Origin of the sequence: Mesocricetibacter intestinalis, assembly GCF_004363295.1 — a bacterium.
GTDB classification, from domain to species: domain Bacteria; phylum Pseudomonadota; class Gammaproteobacteria; order Enterobacterales; family Pasteurellaceae; genus Mesocricetibacter; species Mesocricetibacter intestinalis.
Genome location: NZ_SNYQ01000001.1, coordinates 405,412 through 431,480 on the forward strand (window position 1 = coordinate 405,412; position 26,069 = coordinate 431,480).

The 26,069-nt window shown below is 47.9% G+C and carries 25 protein-coding genes and 1 tRNA gene; 18 read left to right on the forward strand and 8 right to left on the reverse strand.

All coding sequences use genetic code 11. The features are described 5' to 3' along the window. Positions 1-20: 20 nt before the first annotated feature. From dhaM to dhaK, 3 genes are read right to left on the reverse strand one after another with little or no spacing between them, the layout of a single operon-like run. Positions 21-428, reverse strand: a complete 408-nt coding sequence (gene dhaM, locus EDC45_RS01860; protein ID WP_133542889.1) for a dihydroxyacetone kinase phosphoryl donor subunit DhaM — start codon at positions 426-428, stop codon at positions 21-23. A gap of 4 nt (positions 429-432) precedes the next feature. Further along, complete coding sequence (dhaL, locus tag EDC45_RS01865; protein ID WP_133542891.1) at positions 433-1,065, reverse strand: dihydroxyacetone kinase subunit DhaL; 633 nt, start codon at positions 1,063-1,065, stop codon at positions 433-435. A 10-nt stretch (positions 1,066-1,075) separates the two neighbouring features. After that, positions 1,076-2,146: a dihydroxyacetone kinase subunit DhaK gene (gene dhaK / locus EDC45_RS01870; protein ID WP_133542893.1), complete on the reverse strand. Its 1,071-nt coding sequence runs from the start codon at positions 2,144-2,146 to the stop codon at positions 1,076-1,078. 415 nt (positions 2,147-2,561) lie between these two features. Between dhaK and EDC45_RS01875 the strand changes: the two genes are divergently transcribed. Next, positions 2,562-3,233, forward strand: coding sequence for a trimeric intracellular cation channel family protein (locus EDC45_RS01875; RefSeq protein WP_133542895.1), 672 nt, complete (start codon positions 2,562-2,564; stop codon positions 3,231-3,233). 12 nt (positions 3,234-3,245) lie between these two features. Beyond that, positions 3,246-4,505: a glutamate-5-semialdehyde dehydrogenase gene (proA, locus tag EDC45_RS01880; protein ID WP_133542897.1), complete on the forward strand. Its 1,260-nt coding sequence runs from the start codon at positions 3,246-3,248 to the stop codon at positions 4,503-4,505. 82 nt (positions 4,506-4,587) lie between these two features. Here the strand turns inward: proA and EDC45_RS01885 are convergent. Continuing rightward, positions 4,588-4,664 (reverse strand) — tRNA-Met (locus tag EDC45_RS01885). Positions 4,665-5,389: 725 nt separating this feature from the next. Between EDC45_RS01885 and EDC45_RS01890 the strand changes: the two genes are divergently transcribed. The 8 genes from EDC45_RS01890 (at position 5,390) to znuA (ending at position 12,323) form a co-directional block, all read left to right on the forward strand. Beyond that, positions 5,390-5,848 carry an HvfX family Cu-binding RiPP maturation protein gene (locus EDC45_RS01890; RefSeq protein WP_133542898.1) on the forward strand — a complete coding sequence of 153 codons (459 nt, stop codon included), beginning with the start codon at positions 5,390-5,392 and terminating at the stop codon, positions 5,846-5,848. A 29-nt stretch (positions 5,849-5,877) separates the two neighbouring features. Continuing rightward, positions 5,878-6,147: an oxazolone/thioamide-modified RiPP metallophore HvfA gene (gene hvfA / locus EDC45_RS01895; protein WP_133542900.1), complete on the forward strand. Its 270-nt coding sequence runs from the start codon at positions 5,878-5,880 to the stop codon at positions 6,145-6,147. A gap of 73 nt (positions 6,148-6,220) precedes the next feature. After that, positions 6,221-7,150, forward strand: a complete 930-nt coding sequence (locus EDC45_RS01900) for an HvfB family MNIO-type RiPP peptide maturase (RefSeq protein WP_133542902.1) — start codon at positions 6,221-6,223, stop codon at positions 7,148-7,150. Beyond that, complete coding sequence (locus EDC45_RS01905; protein ID WP_133542904.1) at positions 7,140-7,850, forward strand: HvfC family RiPP maturation protein; 711 nt, start codon at positions 7,140-7,142, stop codon at positions 7,848-7,850. Before EDC45_RS01900 ends, EDC45_RS01905 begins: the two co-directional genes overlap by 11 nt. Before the next feature lie 174 nt (positions 7,851-8,024). After that, on the forward strand, positions 8,025-8,993 hold the full coding sequence (locus tag EDC45_RS01910; protein ID WP_133542906.1) for an MBL fold metallo-hydrolase: 969 nt from the start codon (positions 8,025-8,027) through the stop codon (positions 8,991-8,993). 221 nt (positions 8,994-9,214) lie between these two features. Next, on the forward strand, positions 9,215-10,318 hold the full coding sequence (gene mltA, locus EDC45_RS01915; protein WP_133542908.1) for a murein transglycosylase A: 1,104 nt from the start codon (positions 9,215-9,217) through the stop codon (positions 10,316-10,318). A gap of 71 nt (positions 10,319-10,389) precedes the next feature. Then, positions 10,390-11,157 (forward strand): tRNA cyclic N6-threonylcarbamoyladenosine(37) synthase TcdA, encoded by a 768-nt coding sequence (gene tcdA, locus EDC45_RS01920; RefSeq protein WP_133542910.1) that lies wholly within the window; start codon positions 10,390-10,392, stop codon positions 11,155-11,157. A gap of 149 nt (positions 11,158-11,306) precedes the next feature. After that, positions 11,307-12,323 (forward strand): zinc ABC transporter substrate-binding protein ZnuA, encoded by a 1,017-nt coding sequence (gene znuA, locus EDC45_RS01925; protein WP_133542912.1) that lies wholly within the window; start codon positions 11,307-11,309, stop codon positions 12,321-12,323. A gap of 161 nt (positions 12,324-12,484) precedes the next feature. Here znuA and cmoB read toward each other — a convergent pair whose 3' ends face one another. Together cmoB and putP are read right to left on the reverse strand one after the other, a co-directional pair. Continuing rightward, complete coding sequence (gene cmoB / locus EDC45_RS01930) at positions 12,485-13,450, reverse strand: tRNA 5-methoxyuridine(34)/uridine 5-oxyacetic acid(34) synthase CmoB (protein WP_133542914.1); 966 nt, start codon at positions 13,448-13,450, stop codon at positions 12,485-12,487. Continuing rightward, positions 13,447-14,967 carry a sodium/proline symporter PutP gene (putP, locus tag EDC45_RS01935; RefSeq protein ID WP_133542916.1) on the reverse strand — a complete coding sequence of 507 codons (1,521 nt, stop codon included), beginning with the start codon at positions 14,965-14,967 and terminating at the stop codon, positions 13,447-13,449. The genes cmoB and putP overlap by 4 nt, the downstream gene beginning before the upstream one ends. Positions 14,968-15,220: 253 nt before the next feature. On the opposite strand from putP, the gene rng reads away from it, so the two are divergent. From rng to EDC45_RS01955, 4 genes are all read left to right on the forward strand, one after another. After that, on the forward strand, positions 15,221-16,696 hold the full coding sequence (rng, locus tag EDC45_RS01940; protein WP_133542918.1) for a ribonuclease G: 1,476 nt from the start codon (positions 15,221-15,223) through the stop codon (positions 16,694-16,696). 160 nt (positions 16,697-16,856) lie between these two features. Beyond that, on the forward strand, positions 16,857-18,305 hold the full coding sequence (tldD, locus tag EDC45_RS01945) for a metalloprotease TldD (RefSeq protein ID WP_133542920.1): 1,449 nt from the start codon (positions 16,857-16,859) through the stop codon (positions 18,303-18,305). Positions 18,306-18,426: 121 nt separating this feature from the next. Further along, positions 18,427-19,626 carry an aspartate aminotransferase family protein gene (locus EDC45_RS01950; RefSeq protein ID WP_133542922.1) on the forward strand — a complete coding sequence of 400 codons (1,200 nt, stop codon included), beginning with the start codon at positions 18,427-18,429 and terminating at the stop codon, positions 19,624-19,626. A 140-nt stretch (positions 19,627-19,766) separates the two neighbouring features. Further along, a complete protein-coding gene (locus tag EDC45_RS01955; RefSeq protein WP_133542924.1) occupies positions 19,767-21,188 on the forward strand; it encodes a sucrose-specific PTS transporter subunit IIBC in 1,422 nt (473 codons plus the stop codon). Between the two features lie 208 nt (positions 21,189-21,396). On the opposite strand, the gene EDC45_RS01960 is transcribed toward EDC45_RS01955, so the two are convergent. Next, positions 21,397-22,143, reverse strand: coding sequence for an epoxyqueuosine reductase QueH (locus tag EDC45_RS01960; protein WP_133542926.1), 747 nt, complete (start codon positions 22,141-22,143; stop codon positions 21,397-21,399). Positions 22,144-22,168: 25 nt separating this feature from the next. Next, positions 22,169-23,140, reverse strand: a complete 972-nt coding sequence (gene ispB, locus EDC45_RS01965) for an octaprenyl diphosphate synthase (protein WP_133543254.1) — start codon at positions 23,138-23,140, stop codon at positions 22,169-22,171. 241 nt (positions 23,141-23,381) lie between these two features. Here ispB and rplU point away from each other — a divergent pair, with 241 nt between their 5' ends. From rplU to EDC45_RS01985, 4 genes are all read left to right on the forward strand, one after another. Next, positions 23,382-23,693, forward strand: a complete 312-nt coding sequence (rplU, locus tag EDC45_RS01970) for a 50S ribosomal protein L21 (RefSeq protein WP_133542928.1) — start codon at positions 23,382-23,384, stop codon at positions 23,691-23,693. A gap of 20 nt (positions 23,694-23,713) precedes the next feature. Then, positions 23,714-23,971 carry a 50S ribosomal protein L27 gene (gene rpmA, locus EDC45_RS01975; RefSeq protein ID WP_133542930.1) on the forward strand — a complete coding sequence of 86 codons (258 nt, stop codon included), beginning with the start codon at positions 23,714-23,716 and terminating at the stop codon, positions 23,969-23,971. A gap of 117 nt (positions 23,972-24,088) precedes the next feature. Next, the gene (locus EDC45_RS01980) at positions 24,089-25,015 is read left to right on the forward strand and encodes a DMT family transporter (RefSeq protein WP_133542932.1); all 927 of its coding nucleotides are present in this window, start codon (positions 24,089-24,091) and stop codon (positions 25,013-25,015) included. A gap of 98 nt (positions 25,016-25,113) precedes the next feature. Next, entirely contained in the window at positions 25,114-26,040 is a 927-nt protein-coding gene (locus tag EDC45_RS01985; protein WP_133542934.1) for a DMT family transporter, read from the forward strand. The last annotated feature ends 29 nt before the right edge of the window (positions 26,041-26,069 follow it).

The window sequence follows — 26,069 nt, forward strand, 5'->3', positions numbered from 1 at the left end:
GCTTTTTATTTGCGCGGAGGTTATTTGTCCGCTTGTTGCTGTTTTAACTCGGCGGCGGCATCGGCTTCCGCAAGTACGGTCTGCAGATCATCACCGCCTGCGGCGGAGATAACCGCTGCCAGCGCTCCCTCGACCAAAGGCGCATAGCTGATTTTTACCTTGGGCGCCATATCCGCCTGTAGCAAATCTATTGCCGTTTCGGCACTCAGAACGGCGCTGCCGAGATCAACGAAAATTATGACCCCCTCCGGACTAAAGACTTCTTCCACCGCATTCATAATTTTTACCGCATCGGTACCTATGGGATTATCGGCATCATCAATACCGGCGGCAACGGCGATTTTACAATCTTGCGCCATTTGCGCCAATAATTCGGCCAGGCCCAGCGCCAGTTTTTCACTGTGGGAAACCAGAACGATATTTACCATTGCCTTACTCCTGTTTCACCGCATCATATAATGCCCGCAGTATATAAACCGTGGAGGCGGCGCCCGGATCAAGATGTCCCGCACTGCGAGAGCCGAGGTAGCTGGCTCGGCCTTTTTTTGCAATCAACGGCAGGGTGGCGGCGGAATATTGTTCGGCTTTTTGCAGCGCCTCTTTTAAAATTACCGCCGCCGGTGCATCGGCGTTCATTCCTTCCAGATCTTTCAGCAGCGGCAGCCATACATCACACATGGTTTTATCCCCGCTTTCCGCCCGTCCGCGTGCAATAATGCCCTGCACGCCCTCTTGCAGCAGTAAGTGAAATTCAGCAAAAGTGAGACTTTCTTTTCCGAGTACTCTTTGCCCGCCTTTAATGAAGAAGGTTCCGTATAAGGGGCCGCTGGCGCCGCCGACCTGAGAAAGTAAGGTCATTCCCACGCTTTTGAGTATGCTGCCGATATTTTTATCCGCTATGTTAGGCAATGTTTCCGCCACCTTGGCAAAACCCCGTTGCATATTCACCCCGTGATCCCCATCGCCGATAGCGGTGTCCAGTTGGGTCAGCTCGTCTTTTTTTTCACTCAAAATATGATGGCAGTTTTCCAGCCAGTTTAGGATTTGTTGTTTCGTTAAAATCACGCTGTTCTCCTTATTTTCCCCAACCTAGGGCGGGGGTTTTAACCGGTGCGTCCCATAATTTCAGGATATCCTCATCTACTTTTAACAGGGTAATGGAAATTCCCTGCATATCCAGCGAAGTACAATAGGAGCCGATTAAGTTACGTTCAATGCTAATACCGAATTGTCGACAATGCCGTTCCAGTTGGTTATAGACGCCGTACAGTTCGGAAAGAGGAACGGAGCCGAGATTATTAACCAGTGCGATAACCTTATCGCCGGCGCTTAATGCCTGTTTAGCCCGCCGAATTTCCTGCCAGTTCTGGGTGCCGGAATCCCAACGGCGCATATTGCGTTCGTAGGCGCCATGTGCAATCAAGGTGTCGAACATCTGTGCCACCGTTTGTTCCAAATCGATGAATTCACGCCGTTCGATACCGGGTTCTCCGTGAATACCAACTCCGAATTCCATTTCGTTATCTTTGAGGGTAAAGGAAGGTTTTCCCGCCGCCGGAACGGTACAGGCACTTAAGGCGATCCCGATGGAATGCCCGTTATCATTCAGTTTGTTGCCTAATGCTTCCAATTGTGCCAGATCATAGCCCTGTTCGGCAGCGGCGCCGAGGAGCTTTTCAATCAGAACGGTATTGGCGACGCCGCGTCTTCCGGTGGTGTACAAACTGTCTTTTACCGCCACATCGTCATCAATTAATAGGGTGGCAACCTTAATTCCGCTATCAGCAAGTAATTCCGCCGCCGTTTCAAAGTTCAGTACGTCGCCGGTATAGTTTTTGATTAGCAGCAGCACGCCGGCACCGCCGTCTACGGCTAAACCGCATTCAAATATTTGATCCGGCGTCGGCGAGGTAAAAATTTCTCCCGGACAGGCGCCGTCCAGCATTCCTTCGCCGACAAAACCGGCGTGCATGGGTTCGTGTCCGCTGCCGCCGCCGGAAACCAGCGCGACTTTGCCCGCTATCGGGCTATGGATGCGACGTACGAAACGCGGCTCCTCCTGTAAAACCAATTCCGGATGCGCTTTACTTAATCCCTGTAACTGTTCCTGCAGAACCTGTTCGATACCGTTGATCAGTTTTTTCATTGAGCTTACTCCTTGATATGATTGAGTTTTCTTTATAATAAAGTAAGTGCGCGGATAATTCTGTTAGCACAATCACAAAACCGATATTTTAGCGGCGTAAACGAAAATAGTTTTTTGCCGGATTTTCCGCTAGAATGAAGCGCAGTCGCTGTATACGATGATTTTTTTATTATTTTCGCCCTCCTTTAAACGGAAAAAATTAGAGGGTTAGATGGCAAAGGCACAATATGAAAATCATCCGGATAACAGAATAGGTTTTATATGTGTAATCCGCATTTCATTGATTTTATTGCATCGGGATCTCCCTATGAGGTTCGCTGTTTAGGTAAAAATTAAGTTTTCTGCGGCTAAGATTAACGCCAAAAAAGTATCGGTTTTTTTGACCGCACTTTATCAGCCCGAAACAGGACAATATATGCTGTTGAGCATTCTCTATATTATCGGTATTACTGCCGAGGCCATTACCGGCGCACTGGCGGCCGGACGTGAAAAAATGGATGTTTTCGGGGTTGTAATTATCGCTTCCATGACCGCTATCGGCGGCGGTTCGGTGCGGGATGTTCTGCTCGGGCATTATCCTCTGGGCTGGGTAAAGCATCCTGAATATTTTATTATTGTCGCCAGCGCCGCTATATTGACCGTGTTTATCGTTCCCTTTATTCGCCATTTGATGCGTTATTTCCGTACCATATTTTTGGTGTTAGATGCGCTGGGGTTGATTGTTTTTTCCATTATCGGGGCGCAGGTGGCGCTGGATATGGGACATGGTTTCACGGTGGCGACTATTGCGGCGATTATTACCGGCGCTTTCGGTGGGGTGTTGCGCGATCTATTATGCAACCGTATTCCGTTGGTGTTTCAAAAGGAGCTGTATGCCAGTATCGCCTTACTGGCGACAATTATTTATATCGGTTTGCTGCATCTGCAGGTGGAGCGCAATATCGTTATTATCGTTACCTTAGTCAGCGGTTTTATTCTGCGTTTGCTGGCCATTTATTTCGAACTGGGGCTGCCGGTTTTCGACTATCAGGAACAAGACGAGGATAAAGATAAGAACGACGATAAATTGCCGCAGAAAACTAAATAAACGGGGAATAAGATGACAGATTTAATTGAAATGGGAAAACAGGCCAAAGGGGCCGCTTTTGTACTGGCTCAGCTTTCCGAGGCGGAAAAAAATCATGCGCTTGCGCTTATTGCGGATCAGTTGGAAAAACAGTCGGCACAAATTCTGGCGGAAAACCGCAAGGATATTGAAGCGGCGAGAGAGCAAGGCTTAGGGGAAGCCCTAATAGATCGCCTGTTATTAACGGAGCAGCGCTTAAAAGCGATTGCCGATGATGTGCGCCATGTGATTTCACTGCCGGATCCGGTAGGTAAAAGTATCGACGGCGGTATCTTGGATAGCGGGCTTAAACTGGAACGGGTTCGGGTTCCGGTGGGGGTCATAGGCACCGTGTACGAGGCGCGCCCCAATGTTACCATTGATGTAGCCAGTTTGTGTTTAAAAACCGGTAATGCGGTAATTCTGCGCGGGGGGAAGGAAACCCGCCATTCGAACAAAATACTGGTGGAGGTTATCGGTCGGGCTTTGGCATTGGCGGGCTTGCCCCAAGGGGCGGTTCAGGCGATTACGGATCCGGATCGCGCTTTGATTATGGAATTGTTACGGCTTGATCGCTATGTGGATATGATGATTCCCCGTGGCGGAGCCGGTTTGCATCAGCTTTGTAAAGAAAATGCCCTGATGCCGGTGATTGTGGGCGGTATCGGTGTTTGTCATATTTTTGTCGAGCAAAGTGCCAACCAGGATAAAGCGTTGGCGGTAATTGAAAACGCCAAAACCCAGCGTCCCAGTACCTGTAATACCTTGGAAACCTTGTTGGTTCAGGCTTCCATCGCGGCGGAGTTTTTACCTAAACTGGCAGCCCGCTTAGCGCCGAAACAGGTAAAATTGCATGCCGATCCGACCGCACTTTCCATTTTGCACAAGGCGGGAATTGAAGCTGTAGCGGTACGGGAAGAAGAACTGCGTCAGGAATGGCTGTCCTTAGATCTGAATATCCGAGTTGTGCAGGATATAGAGGAGGCTATAGCACATATTGGGGAATACAGCACCCAGCATTCGGAAGCGATTTTGACAGAATCCATGCAGGCGGCACGGCAATTTACTACTCAGGTAGATGCGGCGGCAGTTTATATTAATGCCAGTACGCGTTTTACCGACGGCGCTCAATTCGGCTTAGGCGCGGAAGTGGCGGTAAGCACCCAGAAACTACATGCCCGCGGGCCGATGGGGCTGGAAGCGCTAACCACTTATAAATGGGTGGCGAGCGGTGATTATAGTATCCGGGCCTAAATGCCCGGTTATCGCTCTCAACAGGCGGTGCAAAGGTATAAAAAAAGCGTTAACTTTTAAGTTAACGCTTTTTTTGTTTGTCTGGTTGCGGGGGCCGGATTTGAACCGACGGCCTTCGGGTTATGAGCCCGACGAGCTACCAAGCTGCTCCACCCCGCGTCTGATGGGGCGTACTATACTCGTTTTCGGTCAGATTTCAAGGGTTAGTTGGGATAATTGCTTTCGTTTGCGCTAAAAACAAACGAAACGATGGTTTTTTCATCGCTTCGCTGCAAAAGCGGATAACGCCGCTTACCCGCCGCCTTTTCCTTAGGGAATAGAAAATATTGGCTCCCTTTTCATCGCTTAGAATCCGTATAACTACCTGATTCAATCTCCTCCTCTACAGATTTTTAATTTGCTTAATCCCGTCAAGATCGGCGATTTTTCCGAGCGGCGGATAAATGGGTTTTGCAACTTTGGTTTTTGTAACTTTGGGTTTTGCAGCTTTTTGCAACTTAAAGTGCGGTGGTTTTCGGGCGGCGGTTTTTTTGGCTAAAAACGCCGGAACATCTCACCGTTCTTTTCTCTATTTTTAGTAACTGAGTTAGCAATCAAGCAGCAAGCGCAAAAAGCGCTACATAGCAAATGGGGTTTCGATTTGCACCGGTTAGGTTCCGCTGTTTTAGCGCGCCTCGGCGCCATGTGGTTTTAGCGCGCTTCGGCGCTATGCGATTGATAAAAATATTATTTCTCAGAAAGATAAGTTTGTTGTGAGGCTTATTTCCTTGATGCGTTTTTTTAACAAAAAAGAAATTTTTTTTAAAAATTTTGTAAGAAAAATAACATTCATCAGACTAATAAAGCACCGGTTAGGAAAAACCGGTTTAAAACAAGGAGAGAAAATGCGTTGTAATAGATTGAATTTTCAGGTAACCGAAGGAATCGGATTTTTAGGACTACGGCTTCTGCTTGCCTGGGAGTTTTTTGAAGCAGGGATGGAGAAATGGAACGGGCAGAACTGGTTTTCTCAGATTCAGGATCAGTTTCCGTTTCCGCTCAATTATATTCCAACGGATCTAAGCTGGGGATTGGCCATGGGAGCGGAGCTTGTTTTACCCTTCCTGTTGGTTCTCGGTTTATTTACTCGCTTTAGTTCTTTTGTCTTAGCGACATTAATTGCTGTTGCATGGTATAGCCTCCATGCAGATGCGGGTTATAACGTGTGCGACAATGGCTATAAATTGGTTCTTATCTATTTAGTCATGTTAATCCCGTTAATTACACAAGGAGCAGGGACGCTCTCTTTGGATTCCGCATTGCGGAAAAAATACTCGACCAATAAATGGTTGAAATATCTTTAATTTAATATTTTATTTTAGGAGATTTATATATGAAAAAATTAGCTACTTTAACCGCCTTGGCCGGTGCATTGACCATGGTAATGTCCGCACCGCTACAGGCTGCCACAGACAGTAAAGCGACTAAAGCGCAACAGAGCCAGAAAGTTAAAGCCTCTAAATCCGCCGAAGGCAAATGCGGTGAAGGTAAATGCGGCGCCAGCTCTAAATCCGCCGAGGGCAAATGCGGCGAAGGTAAGTGCGGTGCAAGTTCAAAATCCGCTGAAGGCAAGTGCGGCGAGGGTAAGTGCGGTTCGCATTAATCACGGCTTTCAATAACACTGGTGTAATTTATATTACACCAGTTTTCTTAAATAAAAATTATGGAGTTATGCTATGTTGTCTGGATCAGGTTTAGGTTATCGCCGGGATTTGGCAGAGGGATTTTTGTCCCTTCCGGCAGATCATAATGCCATTCAATTTATTGAAGTCGCACCGGAAAACTGGATAAAAATGGGCGGTGCGGCACGTTATCAATTTGATCGGGCGGCGGAACGTTTTCCGCTGGCGGTTCACGGCTTATCCCTTTCATTAGGAGGGCAAGCCCCCTTGGATCGTAATTTGCTGAAACATATTAAACAATTAATGCAGCAATACCAATCCACCTTTTTTTCCGAACATCTAAGTTATTGCGAATGCGAAGGCCACCTCTATGACTTATTACCCATGCCTTTTACCGAAGAAGCGGTAAAGCATGTGGCACGGCGTATTTCCGAAGTGCAGGATTTCCTCGGAATGCGTATTTCCCTGGAAAATACTTCTTATTATCTGCATTCTCCTACCAGCACTATGAATGAAGTGGAATTTCTTAATGCGATTACGGAAGAGGCCGACTGCGGGATTCATTTGGATGTGAATAATATTTATGTGAACGGGGTTAATCACGGTTTACTTGATCCCTATGTTTTTCTCGATCAGGTAAATATGGAACGGGTCGATTATATTCATATCGCAGGACATGACGAAGAACATTCCGCCGCTCAGCCCGTTATTGAGGCGGCGGAGCAGGAGTCTTTCAATAAGGTTAAGGGCGAATACCGTTATTTGCCGGAATTACTGGTGGATACGCACGGCGAAGCGGTAAAAGGCAATGTTTGGGATTTGTTGGAATATGCCTATCAACGTTTGCCTTATATTCCGCCGACATTACTGGAACGGGATTTTAACTTCCCGCCTTTTGCCGAACTCTATGCGGAAGTGGAGCATATTGCCGGGTTACAGAAAAAATATGCCAAACCTGTCGAGGTGAAAACTTATGCGGCCTAGTTTGATTCAAACCCAAAATGCCCTTGCCCGTGCGGTACGCTTGGCCGACGCTCAGCCTCTGGGGAATTATGCTCCGAACCGCTTGGCGGTTTATGCCCGCTTGGTACGTAATAATACCTTCGGATTTATCGATCGCTGTTTTGTTGAAGCGCCTCAGCATATTCCCGCCGAAGATTGGCAGAATACGAAAGAACGCTTTTTACGGGAAGCCCGGGCGGTATCTCCTTACTTTCAGGATATAGCCGGCGAATTTCTGGCTTTTTGTCAGGCGATTAAAGCCTTTGAGCCGCATATTCTGGCGCTGATGGATTTCGAGAACACGCAGTTGCTTGCCGAGGTTGCTATGGCTGATGTTCCCGATAGCTTTGCCTGGGACGAAGGTACTCGAATGCGTCTTTCAGAAGCGGCATTTTTAAAAGAATATGATGTGGATTTTATTCACAGTGATTTCACCCGCTTTGAAGCAAAGGCGACAAAACTGGCGGTATGGCGCGACAGCTTGTTTGCGGTCCGGCATCAGGGGTTAACGGAGTTGGATTTCTGGTTATTAACCTATCTTGGCGAACAAGCCGCTTCATTACAGGAGATAGAGCAGGCGCTAAGCGCGGTGATTGCGGAAAATCAAGGCTTAAGCGCAGTGCTCCAGCAAACCTGGGAAAAATGGATTGAAGAGGATGTGATTTATCCGCTAAAGGTTTAGCGCTGAAATGCTATACGGAATATTTGGCGATAAATATTGGCCGGAAAGCTGTTCGGAATCTATTATACCAAGTTGTTCAATAAGGTCTATGACGGGAAATTTCCGGCTATGTTTAGTTAACAAACCAAAAAAACAAGCGCACTTCTTCCGATACGGGGAGGTCTTTCAACCTTGATGAAAAAATTCTTGTATTTATTATTGCTTTTTCTCTCCGCTCCGGCGGTTGCCGAGCGTTGCCTGAATCCTGATTTGGAGGTGGTGGTTTTAGGTTCCGGCGGGCCGGAGTTGCCGTTGTTGCGCGGAATTAATATGCCGCAGCAGGAACAGCGCGCTTCCACCGGTTATTTATTGCGTGAAAAGGGCAAAGCGAAATTTATTATTGATCTGGGAAGCGGAACTCTGCTCAACTTTGAGCGTGCCGGCGCCCGTATCGAAGATTTACAGGCCATATTACTCAGTCATCTGCATGTGGATCATATTAATGATCTGCCGGCTCTGATCAAAGCCTCTTTTTTTACTGCCAGGGCAACGGATTTACCGATTTACGGGCCGACGGGTAATCATCTTATTCCGGATACCGGGCTTTTCCTTCAACGCCTATTCGGCGAAGAGGGGGCTTATGCTTATTTGTCCGGCTTTGTCAGGGGGGAAGAATCCTATAGCCTGCAAGCGCATAATGTAAATGCGGATAAAATCGAACCGAAAATTTTCACTACCCGGGTGGCGGGATTCAAATTGCAGGCGGTGGGTGTAGAACACGGTTTAATGCCGGCACTGGGGTGGCGGATTGAAAAAGACGGCTGTGCGCTGGTAGTATCCGGCGATACCAGTAATTTGGGCGGAACCCTTGATCCCTTGGTACGGGGAGCAAACCTATTTATCGCACATAATGCGGTGCCGGAAAGCAGCGGTGATGCCATTGCGTTAAAACTACATATGCCGCCGTCGGAAATCGGACGCATTGCTCGGCAGGCGGGCGTTGATAGCCTGATACTCAGCCATATTATGCGGCGTACGGAAAATGTAAAACCGGATACGGAAAAGGCGATACGAGGTTCCTTTAAGGGCAAAGTCGCTTTTGCTCGGGATTGCGATATTTTTTCCTTGCAGAGCGGTCGTAAAATCGGTAGCTGTAAAAAATAGCGCGCCGAAATAAAGACGCCGGGGCTTTACTGTTTATTTGTCGAGAGAATTTTTCTTCCTCAATGATCCCTGTCTTATTTTATCCCTTAGCTTAACGAGGTTAAGCACATTGAAGCGAGATTACTTCTAGAGCCTCGCTTATTTTTTTGATAGCATAACCACTTTTACGCTTCCAATATGCACAAGGGTTTTTATGCCTTTATCGATACAAGGATTTCAACATGAAATTTAATTTTAACCTAAGCTTTAAATGGGCGAGCTTATTGGCTATCGCTCTGGTTAGTGCCTGCTCCTCCCGACCGGCGGGGCATGCGGGCGGTTCGGTAAATAGCACGGATCTACGCAATTTCGGTGCCAAATATGAGGGCCGCACTTATCAACAATCCCATTTGGCGGCGGTTGCAGGCGTAGACAACCATAGTGCGGTGATTAATCAGGCCGATTTTTTAACCCAGTTATCTAATGTGCATAATTATTCCGGGCGTCTGTCGGGGCAATATTCGGATGTTTATAACAAAATTACCGGCTGGGTGCTGGCCGGCGCCAATACCGGCGAACTGAGTAGTTACGGGATTCGTCCTCAGATTATGAAGGGACATGACGGTTATCAGAATGTGCTGATGACGGGCTATTATTCACCGGTTATTCATGCGCGACGTAGCCCGCAGGGCAGATATAATCAACCGATTTATGCCTTACCGGCTAAAAAACGCTTCAGTCGCGCCCAGATTTATGCCGGTGCGCTGAAAAATAAGGGGCTGGAATTGGCATATAGCGATTCGATGATCGATAATTTTCTGCTGGGAGTACAGGGCAGCGGATATGTGGATTTCGGCGACGGTAACCTGAATTATTTCGCTTATGCGGGACAGAACGGTTTTCCTTATACGGCGGTAGGTCGCTTGTTGGTAGAACAGGGGGAAATCGAGAAGGAAAAAATGTCGATTCAGGCGATCAGAGATTGGGCAAAGGCGAATCCTTCTCGCTTACAGGCGTTGCTGGAACGAAACCAATCCTATGTGTTCTTTAAAAATGATCCTACCGGGCAGGTAAAGGGTTCCGCCGGCGTTCCTCTGGTTCCTATGGCGGCGATCGCCTCGGATCGCAATATTATTCCTTCCGGTTCGGTATTGTTGGTGGAAGTACCGCAAATGGACAATGGAGGGAACTGGACGGGTGAACATCAGCTACGTTTAATGGTTGCATTGGATGTGGGCGGTGCGGTAAAAGGACATCATTTTGATTTGTATCGCGGCATAGGTGATGAGGCGGGACATATTGCCGGATTGTCTAAGCATTATGGTCGAGTCTGGTTGCTGCAATAAGTCAGCCTTTAACTAGCGGATAATTCGGCACGAATAGGGATTCGTGCCGATTTTTTGTAAAAGGATATGAAATGGAACGAATTGATAATTATGAGCGGCGTTTCGGCGGGATCGAGCGTTTATACGGTAGCGACGAGCAACAGCGTTTGCGCCGTGCGCATATTTGCGTGATAGGTATCGGCGGAGTCGGCTCCTGGGCGGTGGAGGCTTTGGCGCGCTCAGGAATAGGAAAGCTGACCTTAATTGACATGGATGATATTTGCGTTACCAATATTAATCGTCAGATTCATGCTTTAAGCGGTAATATCGGGCAATTAAAAACCGAAGTGATGAAAGCCCGAGTTCAGCTGATTAATCCGGAATCTGAAGTTCATATTATTGATGATTTTCTTGATCCGGAAAATCTAAACGAATATTTAGACCGCGGCTATGATTATATTATTGATGCTATTGATAATGTGCGGACTAAAGCGGCTCTGATCGCCTATTGTAAATCTCGACGATTAAAATTGATTAGCATAGGCGGTGCGGGCGGCCAAACCGATCCGAGCCGAATTCGGATAACGGATTTAAGCAAAACCGTGCAAGATCCTTTACTTGCTCGGGTACGCGCCTTGCTGCGTAAAGAATACGGATTCAGTCGTGATCCGAAGAAAAAATTCGGCATTGATTGTGTTTTTTCCGAACAGGCGTTGATTTTTCCCAAAGTCGGAAAGGACTGTACTCTTTCCGCTACCATGAACTGTGCCAACGGTTTTGGCGCTACTACGGTGGTTACCGCAACTTTTGCATTTTTTGCGGTAGCCAGGGTAATTGATAAACTATTAGCGCTGCGCTAATTTGCTATGGCGCAGGCGGATCATGGCGGGAAACCTCAGGTGCAGAGCAGAAATAAAGATGGATATTTTATTCGAATTGGAGTAATTTAAGCGGATTTTGTTTGATAATCATTCTCATAATTTCAGGGATATTCAGCCAAGGAGATAATATGTCAGAATTTACCCGCCATATAAAAAAATCCGTACACAAAAGCGCCATTGCCGTTGCAATAAGTTTGGCCTCTTATACGGCAAGCGCCGATATAGTTACTTCGGTAAAGCCGCTCGGTTTTATCGCTTCTTCCATTGCCGAGGGGGTAACCGAAACCCAGGTATTGGTTCCGCCCGGCGCCTCTCCCCATGATACCTATTTGAAACCTTCTGATGTGCTGTTATTGAAAAAAGCCGATCTGGCGATATGGATTGGCGAAGATGTGGATGCTAATTTCAGTAAAATTATCAATGAATATCTCGGCGCCGATAAAAAATTGCAACTTAGTGAGTTGGAAGAAATTGAAGATTTGCTGATTGAAGGCGAAGAGGGGCACGACCATAGCCACTCGCATAATCATCATAGCGACAGCCATGAGGAAGAAGATGCGGAACATAGCCATAACCATGCGCATAAGCAGGAGGGGCATTCCCATGCGCATGATCATCATCATGACAGTTCGGTAAACTGGCATATTTGGTATTCACCGCAAATTAGCCATATTGTGGCGCAGGAAATTGCCGAGCGCTTAACACATATATACCCGGATAAAAAACAGCGCATCGCAAAAAATTTGGCGCAGTTCGAACAATCTTTAGCGACGCAAAGCGAAAAAATCAAAGTTCAGCTGGCACCCTATAAAGATCGGGGTTTCTATGTTTTTCATGATGCCTACGGCTATTTTAATACGGCCTACGGCTTAAATCAGACCGGTTATTTCACCATTAACCCCTTGGTTGCCCCGGGGGCTAAAACTCTGGCAAAGATCAAACAGGAAATTCAACAACATAAAGTCAGTTGTTTATTTGCCGAACCTCAATTTACGCCGAAGGTAATTGAAAGCTTAAGCCAATCTACCGGGGTAAAAGTGGGGCGTTTGGATCCGATTGGCGATAATGTGCAACTCGGTAAAGATTCTTATGCCGCATTTTTGCAGGCCACTGCGGACAGTTATGCGCAATGTTTAGCGCAATAGCCTAAAGAAAAGGCTGAAACTAAAAGGGGAAAACTGCTGTTTTCCCCTTTTGTTCGGTGAGATTAATTAAGTTTAGGCAAGAAAGTGCGGTTGTTTTTTTCCGGTTTTTTTATGAGGTGAAAATGGCTAAAATTCGGGAAAAAACAACCGCACTTTTGTTTTTATTTGTTCGCCAAAATAACCGCTCTTTGCGGCGCCGGGTAGCCTTCGACGGTTTTACTCTGATCTTGGGGATCGAGAAAATCGATTAGACTTTCATTTTCCAGCCATTCGGTTTTGCGTTGTTCCTGCAAACTTGTGGTGGCGACATCTACACAACGTACATTGTGGAAACCGGTTTTCTGCAGCCAATTAATCAGGCAGTCTACGGAAGGAATAAAATAGACGTTCTTCATTTTTGCATAGCGATCGGCGGGTACCAGCACCGTATTAACATCGCCCTCAACCACTAGGGTTTCCAGTACCAATTCGCCGCCGGGACGCAACTGACTTCTTAGCTGGGTCAGATGATCGAGAGGGGATTTACGGTGATATAACACCCCCATGGAAAATACCGTATCAAATACTCCCAACGCTTGCATTTCTTCAATGCCGAGGGGAATCAAATTGGCGCGTCGATCATTATTCAACAGTTTACGCACCGCTTCGAATTGGCAGAGAAACAACTCGGTAGGATCGATGCCGATCACGGTCGCCGCACCTTCTCCAAGCATTCGCCACATATGATAACCGCTGCCGCAACCCACATCCAGTACGGTGCGATCCCGCAGCGGCGCCAGATGCGGCAATACCCGTTCCCATTTAAAATCGGAGCGCCATTCGCAATCGATATGCACGCCGTGTAAATGATAGGGGCCTTTACGCCATGGCATTAGCTGCTTCAGATGATAAATCAGACGTTGGCGCTGACCTTCGCTTAGGGGCGTATCGCTTTCGGCGCGTACCGCCTGTTTCAGATCTATCCGTTCTGCACTCAGCTGCGGCAGGAAATCAATGACTTTAGCCCATTTGGCATATTCGCCATGTGTTTGTTTTTCCCAACGTTTTAGCTGTAAAGGCAAGGTTTCCAGCCAAGCGGACAGGTTTGAGGTGGCAATCTGCTGATAAAAGGGGCGGAAGTCAATCATGATAATTTAGCCTGTTTATATGCCTGTTCGGCCCGTTCGAAGGTTTCTATAACCTGTTGTTCCGGTTTCGGCGATAGCAGGGAAACCACAATAACCGCCAAGGCTGCCAGAGAAAATGCCGGGATCATTTCATATACCTGATGCCATTGGCTGTGCTGCGGAATCAGTTCTTTCCAGGCGAATACCACCACAGCTCCGGTGAGCATACCCGCCATCGCTCCGGAGGCGGTCATGCGTTTCCAGAACAGAGAGAGCAGAACCACCGGGCCGAAGGCACTGCCGAAGCCTGCCCAGGCGAATTCCACCAACTTCAACACTTTATTATGTTCGTCCTGAGCAATCCAGATGGCCAGACCGGCAATAATAAGTACCATCGCTCGTCCCAACCAGACCAGCTCTTTTTCACCGGCATTCGGGCGGATAAAGCCCTTATAAAAATCCTCGGTAATCGCACTGGAAGAGATTAGCAACTGGCAGCTTAGAGTACTCATTACCGCCGCCAGAATTGCGGACAGCAGAATACCCGCAATCCATGGATTGAACAGCAGTTTCGCCAGTTCGATAAACACCTGTTCCGGCTCGCGGTTTACCGTTCCGGCAAGCTGCGGATTGGCATAGAAATAGGCGATGCCGAAATAGCCGATTGCCACTGCGCCGCCGAGGCAGATCATCATCCAGATCATACTGATACGACGAGCCTTATGCAGGGCTTTAACCGAATAGGCCGCCATAAAACGGGCCAGAATATGCGGCTGACCGAAATAACCCAAGCCCCAGGCGGCCAGACTTAGCAAACCGAGCGGGGTAGTGCCGGCGAACAGATCGCTGAATTCTTTGTGCATATCGGTTCCCGCCTGTTGGATTACCAGATCGAACTGATCCGTACCGCCGAGAGTATAAATTACGCATAAAGGGGTCAGCAGTAAGGCGAAAACCATTAGGGTCGCCTGAATGGTATCCGTCCAGCTCACCGCCAGGAAACCGCCGATAAAGGTGTAGGCGATAGTGGCGAGAGCGCCGTACCAAAGGGCGGTGGCATAGTCCAGCTGGAATAGATTTTGAAACAGTTTGGCACCGGCCACTACGCCGGAAGCGCAGTAAATGGTAAAAAAGATCAAAATAATTGCGGCGGATACGATTTTCAGCAGTCTATGCGAGGTGCCGAAACGGCTGTGGAAGTATTCCGGGAGGGTTAAGGCATTATGGTTAAATTCGGTGTAAATTCGTAGCCGACCGGACACGAACAGCCAGTTCAGATAAGCGCCCAGGGTCAGACCTATTGCAATCCAGCTTTCTACCAAACCGGAAAGATATACCGCCCCGGGCAGCCCCATCAGCAGCCAGCCGGACATATCCGAAGCCCCCGCCGACATGGCGGTAACAAAGCTGCCTAGGCGACGTCCGCCCAGAATGTAGTCGGAAATATTATTGGTGTAACGATAAGCCAGAATGCCGATAGCCAGCATACCGAAAATATAAATGGTAAAAGTCGTCAGTGTCGGATCCAATCCAAACATTATCTTTCTCCGTCGGTTCCCTTGATCCCGGGCGATATGTTTTTATCGCCTGATTCACCTGTTACGCGCTGATTTCGGTGCGGGATAAATTTCCGATGATACAATGCGACGCTTCGGTTTATGCGGGTAAATTTTGATAAAGCGCATATTTTACAGTAATTAACGCTATTATTCCATGGCCCTTTTCGATAGACTAGCGAAGGTTTTCCGCTTGCGGAACCCTATAATAAGAATAAATAAACAGGTATTTTTTATGGATGAAGTGGAATTATTAGTTAACGTAACGCCCAGCGAAACGCGTATTGCATTAATGGATATGGGGGTGCTAAAGGAAGTTCATATCGAACGTCAGGCCAAACGCGGTATTGTCGGTAACGTATATAAGGGCAGGGTAACCAGAGTTTTGCCGGGAATGCAGTCGGCCTTTGTGGATATCGGATTGGATAAAGCGGCGTTTTTACATGCTTCCGATATTGTATCCCATACGGAATGTGTGGATGAAAATGAAAAAAAGCAGTTTGTGGTTAAGGATATCGCCGAGCTGGTGCGCGAAGGACAGGATATTGTGGTTCAGGTCGTAAAGGATCCCTTGGGCACCAAAGGCGCAAGGCTGACCACGGATATTACGCTGCCCTCCCGCTATTTGGTATTTATGCCGGAAAATAGCCATGTGGGCGTATCGCAACGAATTGAAAGTGAAGAGGAACGGGCGCGGCTGAAAGCCTTGGTTGAACCCTATTGCGACGATCTCGGCGGTTATATTATCCGCACTGCGGCGGAAGGCGCCACGGAAGAAGAATTGAAACAGGACGCGGATTTTTTGAAACGCCTCTGGCTTAAAGTTATGGAGCGGCGCGGGAAATATCCCACCCGCTCCATGCTTTACGGCGAACTGGCCTTGGCGCAGCGGATTTTGCGCGATTTTGTCGGTGCCGGCATTGAAAAGATTCGTATCGATTCGAAACTGTGTTTTTCCGAGGTTTCTCAGTTTGTACAGGAATTTATGCCCGAGTTGGCGGATAAATTGGTGCTGTATAGCGGTAATCAACCCTTATTTGATGTGTACGGCGTGGAAGCTGCGATTCAGGAGGCTTTGGATAAACGGGTCAATTTGAAATCCGGCGGCTATCTGATCATCGAACAGACGGAGGCTATGACCACCATAGATATTAATACCGGCGCTTTTGTGGGGCATCGGAATCTGGAAGAAACCATTTTCAATACCAATATCGAAGCGACTCAGGCCATTGCTCAGCAGCTGCAGCTACGCAATCTGGGCGGGATTATCATTATCGATTTTATCGATATGCAAAGCGATGATCACCGCAGCCGGGTTCTGCAATCCTTGCAGGAAGTGCTGGCCAGAGATCGGGTTAAAACCAATGTGAACGGCTTTACTCAGCTCGGTTTGGTGGAGATGACGCGTAAACGTACGCGCGAAAGTCTGGAGCATGTGCTGTGCAGCGAATGCCCCGCCTGTAAAGGGCGCGGTCAGGTTAAGACCGTTGAAACCGTCTGCTATGAGATTATGCGTGAAATTATCCGCGTGCATCATTTGTTTTCCAGCGAACAGTTTGTGGTTTATGCCTCAAGGGCGGTGGCGGATTATCTGATTAACGAAGAAAGCCACGGGTTACTGGCGGAACTGGAAGTTTTCATCGGCAAGCAGATTCAGGTGAAAACCGAGGTTTATTATAATCAGGATCAGTTTGATGTCGTTGTAATGTAGTAAGGGCTCTCAGTATTTAGAGGGCGGTTATCGAGGCACCTTCTTGCCGGAAAAGTGCGGTGTTTTTTTGTGGTTTTTCAAAGATTGAAAAAATTTTGCAAAAAAACACCGCACTTTTATAATGCCCTGGATATTTTAATTCAACACGAAAGAGAACAGCATGTTAAATAAAGTCAGCGACAGCCTACTTAGCCCGGGCGGTCTTTCCCTTCGGGAACTCGCTTCCGTACTGGATCGGTTTTCCGCACGCCGCATTGATTATGCGGATCTGTATTTTCAGCTTAGTCAGGACGAAAACTGGGTATTGGAAGAGGGAATTATTAAAGAAGGCGGTTTTCATATTGATTGCGGGGTCGGCGTACGAGCGGTAAGCGGAGAGAAAACCGGTTTCGCTTATGCGGATCAGATCAATAAAAGCGAGCTGCTGCAATGTGCGGATGCGGCGAAAGGTATCGCCGAAGCACGACAAACCGGCAAGGTGTCTCCAATAGCCCTACATGGCATAACTCCGGTATACCGTTATGCGGCTATTAACCCGCTGGACAGCATGAGCAAGGAACAGAAAATCGAATTGCTGCGCTTGGTGGATCGCACCGCCAGAGCGGAAAGTCCTTATGTAACCCAAGTTTCCGCCAGTTTAAGCGCATTGTATGAAGAAGTGCTGATTGCCGCAACGGACGGCACCTTGGCGGCGGATATTCGCCCCTTGGTACGTCTTTCCATCTCCGTATTGGTGGAAAAAGACGGCAAGCGCGAAAGGGGCGGCTCCGGCTCCGGCGGTCGCTTTGCCCTGGATTGGTTTTTAGCACCTTATCAAGGGGAATGCCGAGCGGTGTATTTTGCCAAAGAGGCGGTACGTCAGGCTTTGGTTAATTTAAGTGCGGTCGCGGCGCCGGCGGGACTGATGCCGGTAATTCTGGGCGCCGGCTGGCCGGGCGTATTATTACATGAGGCGGTGGGGCATGGTCTGGAAGGTGATTTCAACCGTAAGCAAAGCTCTTTATTCAGCGGGAAAATCGGTCAGCTGGTTACCTCCCCGCTATGCACCATTGTGGACGACGGTACCCTGCAAGATCGCAGAGGCTCGCTGAGCGTGGACGACGAAGGGGTTCCCGGACAATATAATGTGTTGATTAAAGAGGGGATCCTGCAGGGCTATATGCAGGATAAATTGAATGCGCGCCTGATGGGCGTGGCACCTACCGGCAACGGTCGGCGCGAATCTTATGCTCATTTGCCGATGCCGCGTATGACCAATACTTATATGTTGGCGGGGCAGAGTAAATTTGAAGATTTAATCGCTTCGGTGGATTATGGTATTTTTGCGCCTCATTTCGGCGGCGGTCAGGTAGATATCAGTTCGGGCAAATTCACTTTTTCCACCTCCGAAGCTTATTTAATTGAAAAAGGGCGTATCGGTAAAGCGGTGAAAGGCGCCACCTTAATCGGTAGTGGCATTGAAGTGATGCAGAATGTTTCCATGGTGGCGGATAATCTGGAACTTGATCAGGGCATCGGTGTTTGCGGTAAGCAGGGGCAGAGCGTACCCGTCGGGGTGGGGCAACCCGCATTAAAGATCGATCAAATCACCGTGGGCGGCACTCAGTAATAAGGCGAATAGGGAAAAGCACAATCTTATAAAGTGAATATTTATTCATTTTTATTGACTAAATATTGCTTGAGGCGTATGTTGAACTTAAATCAATTTAAGCACGGCAAGGATAAATAAGATGACAACATATACACGCAAAACCTTTGATGAAGTGATGATCCAAAATTATGTACCGGCGGATTTTATTCCGGTCAAGGGGAAGGGCAGCCGGGTCTGGGATCAGCAGGGCAGAGAATACATTGATTTCAGCGGCGGCATTGCCGTTAATGCGTTGGGACATTGCCCCGAAGATATTGTCGCCGTTTTACGCCGGCAGGGCGAAACCCTATGGCATTCCAGTAACTGGTTTACCAGCGAACCGACACTGGCATTGGCGTCGGAACTGGTGGCTCACACCTTTGCCGAACGGGTGATGTTTGCCAATTCCGGCGCCGAGGCCAATGAGGCGGCGCTAAAATTAGCCCGTCGCTATGCCGTCGATCATTTCGGCTATCAGAAAAGCAAGGTGATCTCTTTTAAGCAGAGTTTTCACGGGCGGACGCTGTTTACCGTTAGTGTCGGCGGACAACCGAAATATTCGGACGGGTTCGGGCCGAAACCCGGGGATATCCTCCATGTGGAATTTAACAATCTTGATACTGTAAAAGCGGTTATTGATGATCATACCTGCGCTGTTATCGTCGAGCCGATTCAGGGCGAAAGCGGTGTGATTCCGGCGGAACCCGAATTTTTACAGGGGCTGCGCGAACTTTGCGATCAATATAGTGCGCTGTTGATTTTTGACGAAGTACAGACCGGGGTGGGACGTACGGGGTATTTGTATGCCTATCAGCATTATGGCGTAACGCCGGATATTCTTACTTCGGCGAAGGCGTTGGCTAACGGTTTTCCTATTAGCGCCATGTTGACTACGGATAAAATTGCGGCCAGTTTTAAACCCGGAGTACATGGTACCACCTTCGGCGGTAATCCTCTGGCCTGTGCAGTAGGGGCGAAAGTCGTGGAAACCATCGCCCGCCCCGAATTTTTACAGGGGGTGCAACAGCGTTCGGTACTGTTTAAGCAGGCATTGCGGGAGCTGAACGGACAATTCGGGTTATTCTGCGATATTCGCGGCGAAGGCTTGTTGATCGGGGCGGAGCTGATTGAAAAATATCGGGGACAGGCCTCACACTTTGTGAAAGCGGCGGCGGCGCAGGGCGTAATGATTTTGCAGGCCGGGCCTAATGTATTACGCTTTACTCCGGCTTTGAATATCAGCGAGCAGGATATCCGTTGCGGGATAGAAAGGCTGGCTCTGGCATTGGCTGAATTTTAATCGATTGTCCGCCCCGTTGTGGCGGACAATTTTTTGCTAGAATCGGGACGCCTGTGCACAAAAGGGGAAATTTTTCTAGTCCTGCTTTATCGTTTTAGTTAGAATTGAGCGAGTATTTTTTAATTATTCAGGAGAACAATATGGATTACCCTCAGATTGCCCGAGAGGTTATCGCCAAGCTCGGCGGTAAAGAAAATATTGCGACCTTGGCGCATTGCGCCACTCGTTTACGCTTAACCCTTAATGATGAAACGAAAGTCGATAAACAGGCTATTGAAGATATTGAGGGGGTGAAGGGGCAGTTTTCCACTTCCGGTCAGTATCAGATTATTTTCGGTTCCGGTACCGTGAATAAGGTGCATGCCGAAATGAGCAAGCTAATGGGAAGCGGCGATATGGCAGCGGCGGAGCCTGCTGCGCCGGGAAATCGGAAACAGAATTTGCTGCAACTTTTAGTGAAAGGATTGGCGGATATTTTCGTCCCTATTATTCCGGCGATTGTGGCCGGCGGTTTGTTAATGGGTATCCATAGTATGCTGACCGCAAAAGGCTTTTTTGCCGAGGGAATAAATGTTATCGATATGTACCCGGGCATTGCCGATCTGGTGGATTTTATCAATACTATTGCCAACGCGCCCTTTGTTTTCCTACCGGTATTGCTGGGGTTCTCCGCTACCCGTAAGTTCGGCGGTAATCCTTATTTAGGGGCGGCGCTGGGAATGCTGTTGGTGCATCCGGCACTTGCGGACGGCTGGAATTATGCCTTAACTCTGGAGCAGGGAAAAATTCTTTACTGGAATGTATTGGGTCTGGAAATCGAAAAAGTCGGTTATCAGGGAACGGTGATTCCTACATTAATTTCCGCTTGGGTGCTGGCAAGCTTGGAAAAAGGCTTACGCAAATTCGTACCTTCCTATCTGGATAATTTGGTTACCCCTTTATTTGCCCTGTTTATTGCCGGTTTTCTTGCTTTTACCGTTATCGGCCCTTTTGGGCGGGAAGCGGGCAGCTTGATAGCACAGGGACTTACTTGGTTGTATGATAATTTAGGATTTATCGGCGGAGCGGTATTCGGTACGCTGTATGCTCCTATTGTAATTACCGGTATGCATCAGACCTTTATTGCGGTGGAAACTCAGTTGTTGGCTGAACTCGCCCGTACCGGCGGTACCTTTATCTTCCCAATCGCCGCCATGTCGAATATTGCGCAAGGCGCGGCCTGTTTAGGTGTCGCTTTGGTAATGAAAGACGCGAAGGTTCGCGGTTTAGCCGTACCTTCCGGAATTTCCGCTTTGTTGGGAATTACCGAACCCGCTATGTTCGGGGTTAATTTGCGTTATCGTTATGCCTTTATCGCGGCGATGGCGGGTTCCGGTGCCGCAGCGGCATTTATCGCTTTCTTTAATGTGAAAGCCATTGCTTTGGGCGCCGCCGGACTGCTGGGTATTCCTTCAATCCGTCCGGACAGCTTGGCCATGTATTGCATCGGCATGCTAATAGCCTTTGCGGTCGCCTTTAGCCTGTCTGTGCTGTTAGGTAAGCGGGCGCAGGCGAAAGGCTAAAAGCGGGAGAAGCCTATAAAAAATGCGATAGTGTAAAACCTATCGCATTTTTCTTTTTTCTTACCTCAAGGTCGTTACTGTCGGTTTCGGTATCGGCAGGATAAATACTGCTTGAGCTTTAAAAGAGCGGTGGTTTTTGCCGAAGTTTTTTGCTGAGTAAAACCGGTTTTCCGCATTTAGGCTGATGTTACCGAAAATTTTCCTTTTATCAGTCCGCACCGTAATAGAGGACGCCGATTTCAATTTTGGGGCGTCCGTTGGCTTCGCGCCATTTATTGGAATCGCGTAGGGAATAAACGCAACCGCAATATTCTTGCTGATAGAATTGTTCCCTTTTGCTGATTTCGATCATGCGCGCCGAACCGCCGCCTTTGCGCCAGTTATGATCCCAGAATACAACATCGTCGTATTTTGCCGCAGCACGATGTCCGCAACCATTAATTTGGTTCATATCCTTCCAGCGCGAAATGCCCAGACAGGTAGTGATAACCGGAAAACCGTGGTTGTGGGCGTATTCCGCCGCTTTTTCCAGACGCATATCAAAGCACATGGTGCAGCGAATACCGCGCTCCGGCTCGTCTTCCATACCTTTGGCCCGATCAAACCATTGCTGACGGTCGTAGTCCGCATCAATAAAGGGAATGCCGAACTTCTGGGCAAAACGGATATTTTCCTCTTTCCGAATTAAGTATTCTTTTAAAGGGTGAATATTCGGATTATAAAAGAATATGGTGAAATCGATACCTGAAGCGCGAATAGCTTCCATTACTTCGCCGGAGCAGGGAGCGCAGCAGGAATGCAGCAGCAGTTTATTATGTCCGCCGGGGAGTTCCAGCTTAGGGCGCACAAAGGGGGCGTTGGGATCTTTGGCTGCTTTGCGTTCTTTCTTTTTGCCGCTATAGCTGTGTGCTTGAGGTTGGACGGATTGTTCCGTCGGTTTGGTTTGTTCAGTCATAAAGTTCCGATATAAAAAGTAAAATTTAATAATGGCGTTTTACCGACAAATATGCCAGTGAAATTAAAGCCCGTTTATATTCGCTGTCCGCCAGAGGAGCGATAACTTCAATAGCTTTTTGCGCTTCCTGTTCGGCTCGGCCCATGGCGTAATCCAAGGAACGATGTTCCTGCATAATCGCCAGTACCTCCTCCAAGGCCGTACGATTTCCGCCTTGTTCGATAATACTTCGAATCAGCGCCGCCTGCTGTGGGTTTCCCTGTTGCATGGCGTGCAGTAAAGGCAGCGTAGGCTTGCCTTCGGCTAGGTCATCTCCCAGGTTTTTACCCAAGGCTCCGGCATTTGCGCTGTAATCCAGTACATCATCTACCAGCTGAAAGGCGGTTCCCAGATAGCGTCCGTATTGTTGCATGGCACTTTCCAAGGCCGTATCGGCACCGGCGACAATTGCGGCCGTCTGAGCGGAAACCTCGAATAAGCGTGCGGTTTTGCTATAAATTACACGCATATAGTTTTCTTCCGTGGTATCCGGATTGCAGATATTCATCAGTTGCTGCACTTCCCCCTCGGCGATAACATTGGTGGCGTCCGACATAATGCGCAGGATTTTGAGGGAATCCAGACGGGTCATCATCTGAAAGGCGCGGGTATAAATAAAATCGCCGACCAGTACGCTGGCGGCATTGCCGAAACGGGCGTTGGCGGTAGGGTTGCCGCGGCGCATATCGGATTCGTCCACCACATCGTCATGTAATAGGGTGGCGGTATGAATAAATTCGATAAATGCCGCACAGTCGATATGCTTATCGCCTTGATAATTGAGCGCTCTTGCCGTTAGGTTGGCGATCATCGGGCGAATACGTTTGCCGCCGCTTTGAATAATATATTGACCGAGTTGGTTGATCAGTACCACGTTCGAATCAAGCTGCTTCAGGATAGCGGCGTTTACCTTTTGCATATCGGTTTCAATCAGCGCCTGAACGGCGGAGAGATCCATTAAGTCGTGTTTAGCTGTCATGATGCCGGTTACCGGTTAAGTTTTGAGAAAAGTGCGGTGAATTGTACCCGATTTCTCGGCGTTTCGAAACTCAAGCCGGCATTTCGGGAAATTTTTCATGATATTGTGAAGAAAGGCTTGCTATCGGTTGGATTTTTCCGTAGAATTTGCGACCTATTTATATGATTTGTCTGTGCCAGAAATGAATAAGACATAGAGGCACAAATATAGCGGAGTATTTATGTACGCAGTTTTCCAAAGTGGCGGTAAACAGCACCGTGTGAGCGAAGGCCAGGTTGTTCGTTTAGAAAAACTTGAGAAAGCAACCGGTGAATCAGTTGAATTTGATTCAGTGTTGATGATCGTTAACGGTGAAGATGTTAAAATCGGTACCCCGGTTGTTGCCGGCGGTAAAGTAGTGGCTGAAGTTGTTGCACACGGTCGTGGCGAAAAAGTAAAAATCGTTAAGTTCCGTCGTCGTAAACACAGCCGTAAACAACAAGGTCATCGTCAGTGGTTCACAGAAGTGAAAATCACTGGGATTCAGGCATAATTTCAGAGGAGATCAAGTAGATGGCAACTAAAAAAGCTGGTGGTTCAACTCGTAACGGTCGCGATTCTGAAGCTAAACGCCTAGGGGTTAAACGTTTCGGCGGCGAGTCCGTATTAGCGGGCAGCATTATCGTACGTCAGCGCGGAACTAAATTCCACGCAGGTTCAAACGTAGGTATGGGCCGCGATCATACCCTGTTCGCAACCGCAGACGGTAAAGTAAAATTTGAAGTTAAAGGCGAGAAAAACCGTAAATACGTAAGTATCGTAGCCGAGTAATTTCAGTTTAAAATAATCGACCCCACAAATTTTTGTGGGGTTTTTTTATTTAACGCGCTATGCTAGTTGTTGTTCCCGGCAAGGGTGGGCTTTCTTTTTCTTATCTGGTGAATGAGCATGCAGCAGAAACCTTTATTAGGCTTTACTTACGCATTAATCGCCGTACTTATGTGGGGAATGTTGCCCATTGCGGTAAAACAACTGGTAACGGCGATGAATTCTCAGACGATCGTTTTTTATCGCTTTATTGCGGCGGCGGTCGGCCTTTCGCTATTTATGGCTTGGCGGGGCAATCTGCCTCGCCTCGGACAGCTGAATCGGCGTTTTTACCGTTATATTCTGCTTGGGATTTTCGGGTTATCGGGAAATTTCTTTTTATTTAATCTGGGATTAAATTATATTTCGGCGAGCACCAGTCAGGTGATGGGACCTTTGGGTTCCTTTATGATGCTGTTTGCCAGCGTGAAGATCTTCAAAGAGCAAATGGGGGCGCATCAGAAAATAGGGCTGCTGATACTGATTATCGGTCTGCTCATGTTTTTTAATGATCGTTTTGATGATTTTGCCCGTATGAACCTTTATTTTAAGGGGGTTCTAATCGCCTTTATTGCCAGTGTAATCTGGGTGGTTTATGGGATTTCGCAGAAAATGCTGCTGTATAAATTCAGCGCTCAGCAAATTCTGCTGGTGATCTATATCGGCTGCGCCTTACTCTTTACTCCCTTTGCCGATAAGGGGCAGGTGTTTACCTTAACTCCCTTTCAGTTTGCCTGCTTGCTTTTCTGTTGCGCCAATACCCTGATTGCTTACGGCTGCTATGCGGAGGCGCTGAATTTGTGGGAGGTTTCCAAAGTCAGCGCCATGATGACGCAGATACCGGTATTTACCATTATTTTTTCCGAACTGCTATTTTATCTGGCGCCACAGTTTTTTGCCGATCAGCAGCTGAATACGCTTAGTTATTGCGGAGCGGCCTTTGTGGTGTCGGGCGCGTTATTTTCTGCCGTAGGGCATAAGTTTTTCAATCGTATCCGGCAAGGTTAATGCCGATAGAAAAGTGCGGTTGAAAATTTCCAAGTTTTTTCCGACTGATATATTCCGTTTCGGTGCGGAAGAATAATTTCGTTTTAATAAGGTGATATATGCAACAACAACCGGTTTTGGGCGCTCTGTTCGCGCTGATTGCCGCTATGGCCTGGGGTTCTTTGCCGCTGGCGTTACAACAAGTTTTGGCGGTAATGAATGCACAGAGTATCGTTTGGTATCGTTTTGCGGTCGCTTCCTTGGCTTTATTTCTGTTGTTAGGGAGCCGAAAAAAATTACCCGAGTTGCGTCAGTCCGGCCGCACCTACGGTTGGTTGGTGATTATCGGGGTTGTGGGTTTGGCCGGTAATTTCTTTTTATTTAATTCTTCCTTGAACTATGTCAGCCCGGCGGTGGCGCAGATTTTTATTCATTTATCTTCTTTTATGATGCTGTTGTGCGGTGTGGTGATTTTTAAAGAAAAGCTGGGGCGTTATCAGAAGATCGGATTGGGGATTTTGCTGCTTGGGCTGGGATTGTTTTTTAATGATCGTTTTGACAGCCTGTTTGGTATAAATCGCTATTCCTTCGGGGTGATGCTGAGCATTACCGCCGCAATGGTTTGGGTCGGCTATGGTATGGCGCAAAAAATTTTGCTGCGTAGTTTCAGCGCGCAGCAAATCCTAATGATGATGTATATGGGGTGCGCACTGGTTTTTACCCCCTTTGTTGAAATTACTCAGGTGAGCGGCTTACAGGGAATTAGTCTAATTTGTTTTATTTACTGTTGTTTGAATACCCTGATCGGTTATGGTGCTTATGCCGAGGCGCTGAATCGCTGGGAAGTATCCAAGGTCAGCGTAATTATTACTCTGGTGCCGCTGTTTACGATTTTGTTCGCCCATCTTTTTCATTATTTGCTGCCCCGCTACTTTCCGGCACCGGAATTAAATTTGATTAGTTATCTGGGCGCATTTATTGTAGTATTAGGGGCTATTTTATCTGCGGTGGGGCATAAACTGTTTAGCCGCCGCAAGAGAAGCTAATTCTTCCCTGTCGCTGAGGGTTCGGCGAC

Excerpts from the sequence above, each read along its gene's own strand:
- EDC45_RS01900 (WP_133542902.1), top strand. The coding sequence starts at position 6,221 with ATGTTGTCTGGATCAGGTTTAGGTTATCGCCGGGATTTGGCAGAGGGA.
- EDC45_RS01985 (WP_133542934.1), top strand. The coding sequence starts at position 25,114 with ATGCAACAACAACCGGTTTTGGGCGCTCTGTTCGCGCTGATTGCCGCT.
- cmoB (WP_133542914.1), bottom strand. The coding sequence starts at position 13,450 with ATGATTGACTTCCGCCCCTTTTATCAGCAGATTGCCACCTCAAACCTG.
- EDC45_RS01910 (WP_133542906.1), top strand. The coding sequence starts at position 8,025 with ATGAAAAAATTCTTGTATTTATTATTGCTTTTTCTCTCCGCTCCGGCG.
- ispB (WP_133543254.1), bottom strand. The coding sequence starts at position 23,140 with ATGGATCTCTCCGCCGTTCAGGCGCTGATTGAAACCGATATGCAAAAG.
- mltA (WP_133542908.1), top strand. The coding sequence starts at position 9,215 with ATGAAATTTAATTTTAACCTAAGCTTTAAATGGGCGAGCTTATTGGCT.
- EDC45_RS01955 (WP_133542924.1), top strand. The coding sequence starts at position 19,767 with ATGGATTACCCTCAGATTGCCCGAGAGGTTATCGCCAAGCTCGGCGGT.
- EDC45_RS01950 (WP_133542922.1), top strand. The coding sequence starts at position 18,427 with ATGACAACATATACACGCAAAACCTTTGATGAAGTGATGATCCAAAAT.
- EDC45_RS01980 (WP_133542932.1), top strand. The coding sequence starts at position 24,089 with ATGCAGCAGAAACCTTTATTAGGCTTTACTTACGCATTAATCGCCGTA.
- EDC45_RS01890 (WP_133542898.1), top strand. The coding sequence starts at position 5,390 with ATGCGTTGTAATAGATTGAATTTTCAGGTAACCGAAGGAATCGGATTT.
- EDC45_RS01960 (WP_133542926.1), bottom strand. The coding sequence starts at position 22,143 with ATGACTGAACAAACCAAACCGACGGAACAATCCGTCCAACCTCAAGCA.
- rng (WP_133542918.1), top strand. The coding sequence starts at position 15,221 with ATGGATGAAGTGGAATTATTAGTTAACGTAACGCCCAGCGAAACGCGT.
- tldD (WP_133542920.1), top strand. The coding sequence starts at position 16,857 with ATGTTAAATAAAGTCAGCGACAGCCTACTTAGCCCGGGCGGTCTTTCC.
- putP (WP_133542916.1), bottom strand. The coding sequence starts at position 14,967 with ATGTTTGGATTGGATCCGACACTGACGACTTTTACCATTTATATTTTC.
- EDC45_RS01905 (WP_133542904.1), top strand. The coding sequence starts at position 7,140 with ATGCGGCCTAGTTTGATTCAAACCCAAAATGCCCTTGCCCGTGCGGTA.
- EDC45_RS01875 (WP_133542895.1), top strand. The coding sequence starts at position 2,562 with ATGCTGTTGAGCATTCTCTATATTATCGGTATTACTGCCGAGGCCATT.
- dhaK (WP_133542893.1), bottom strand. The coding sequence starts at position 2,146 with ATGAAAAAACTGATCAACGGTATCGAACAGGTTCTGCAGGAACAGTTA.
- tcdA (WP_133542910.1), top strand. The coding sequence starts at position 10,390 with ATGGAACGAATTGATAATTATGAGCGGCGTTTCGGCGGGATCGAGCGT.
- proA (WP_133542897.1), top strand. The coding sequence starts at position 3,246 with ATGACAGATTTAATTGAAATGGGAAAACAGGCCAAAGGGGCCGCTTTT.
- znuA (WP_133542912.1), top strand. The coding sequence starts at position 11,307 with ATGTCAGAATTTACCCGCCATATAAAAAAATCCGTACACAAAAGCGCC.
- dhaM (WP_133542889.1), bottom strand. The coding sequence starts at position 428 with ATGGTAAATATCGTTCTGGTTTCCCACAGTGAAAAACTGGCGCTGGGC.
- hvfA (WP_133542900.1), top strand. The coding sequence starts at position 5,878 with ATGAAAAAATTAGCTACTTTAACCGCCTTGGCCGGTGCATTGACCATG.
- rpmA (WP_133542930.1), top strand. The coding sequence starts at position 23,714 with ATGGCAACTAAAAAAGCTGGTGGTTCAACTCGTAACGGTCGCGATTCT.
- rplU (WP_133542928.1), top strand. The coding sequence starts at position 23,382 with ATGTACGCAGTTTTCCAAAGTGGCGGTAAACAGCACCGTGTGAGCGAA.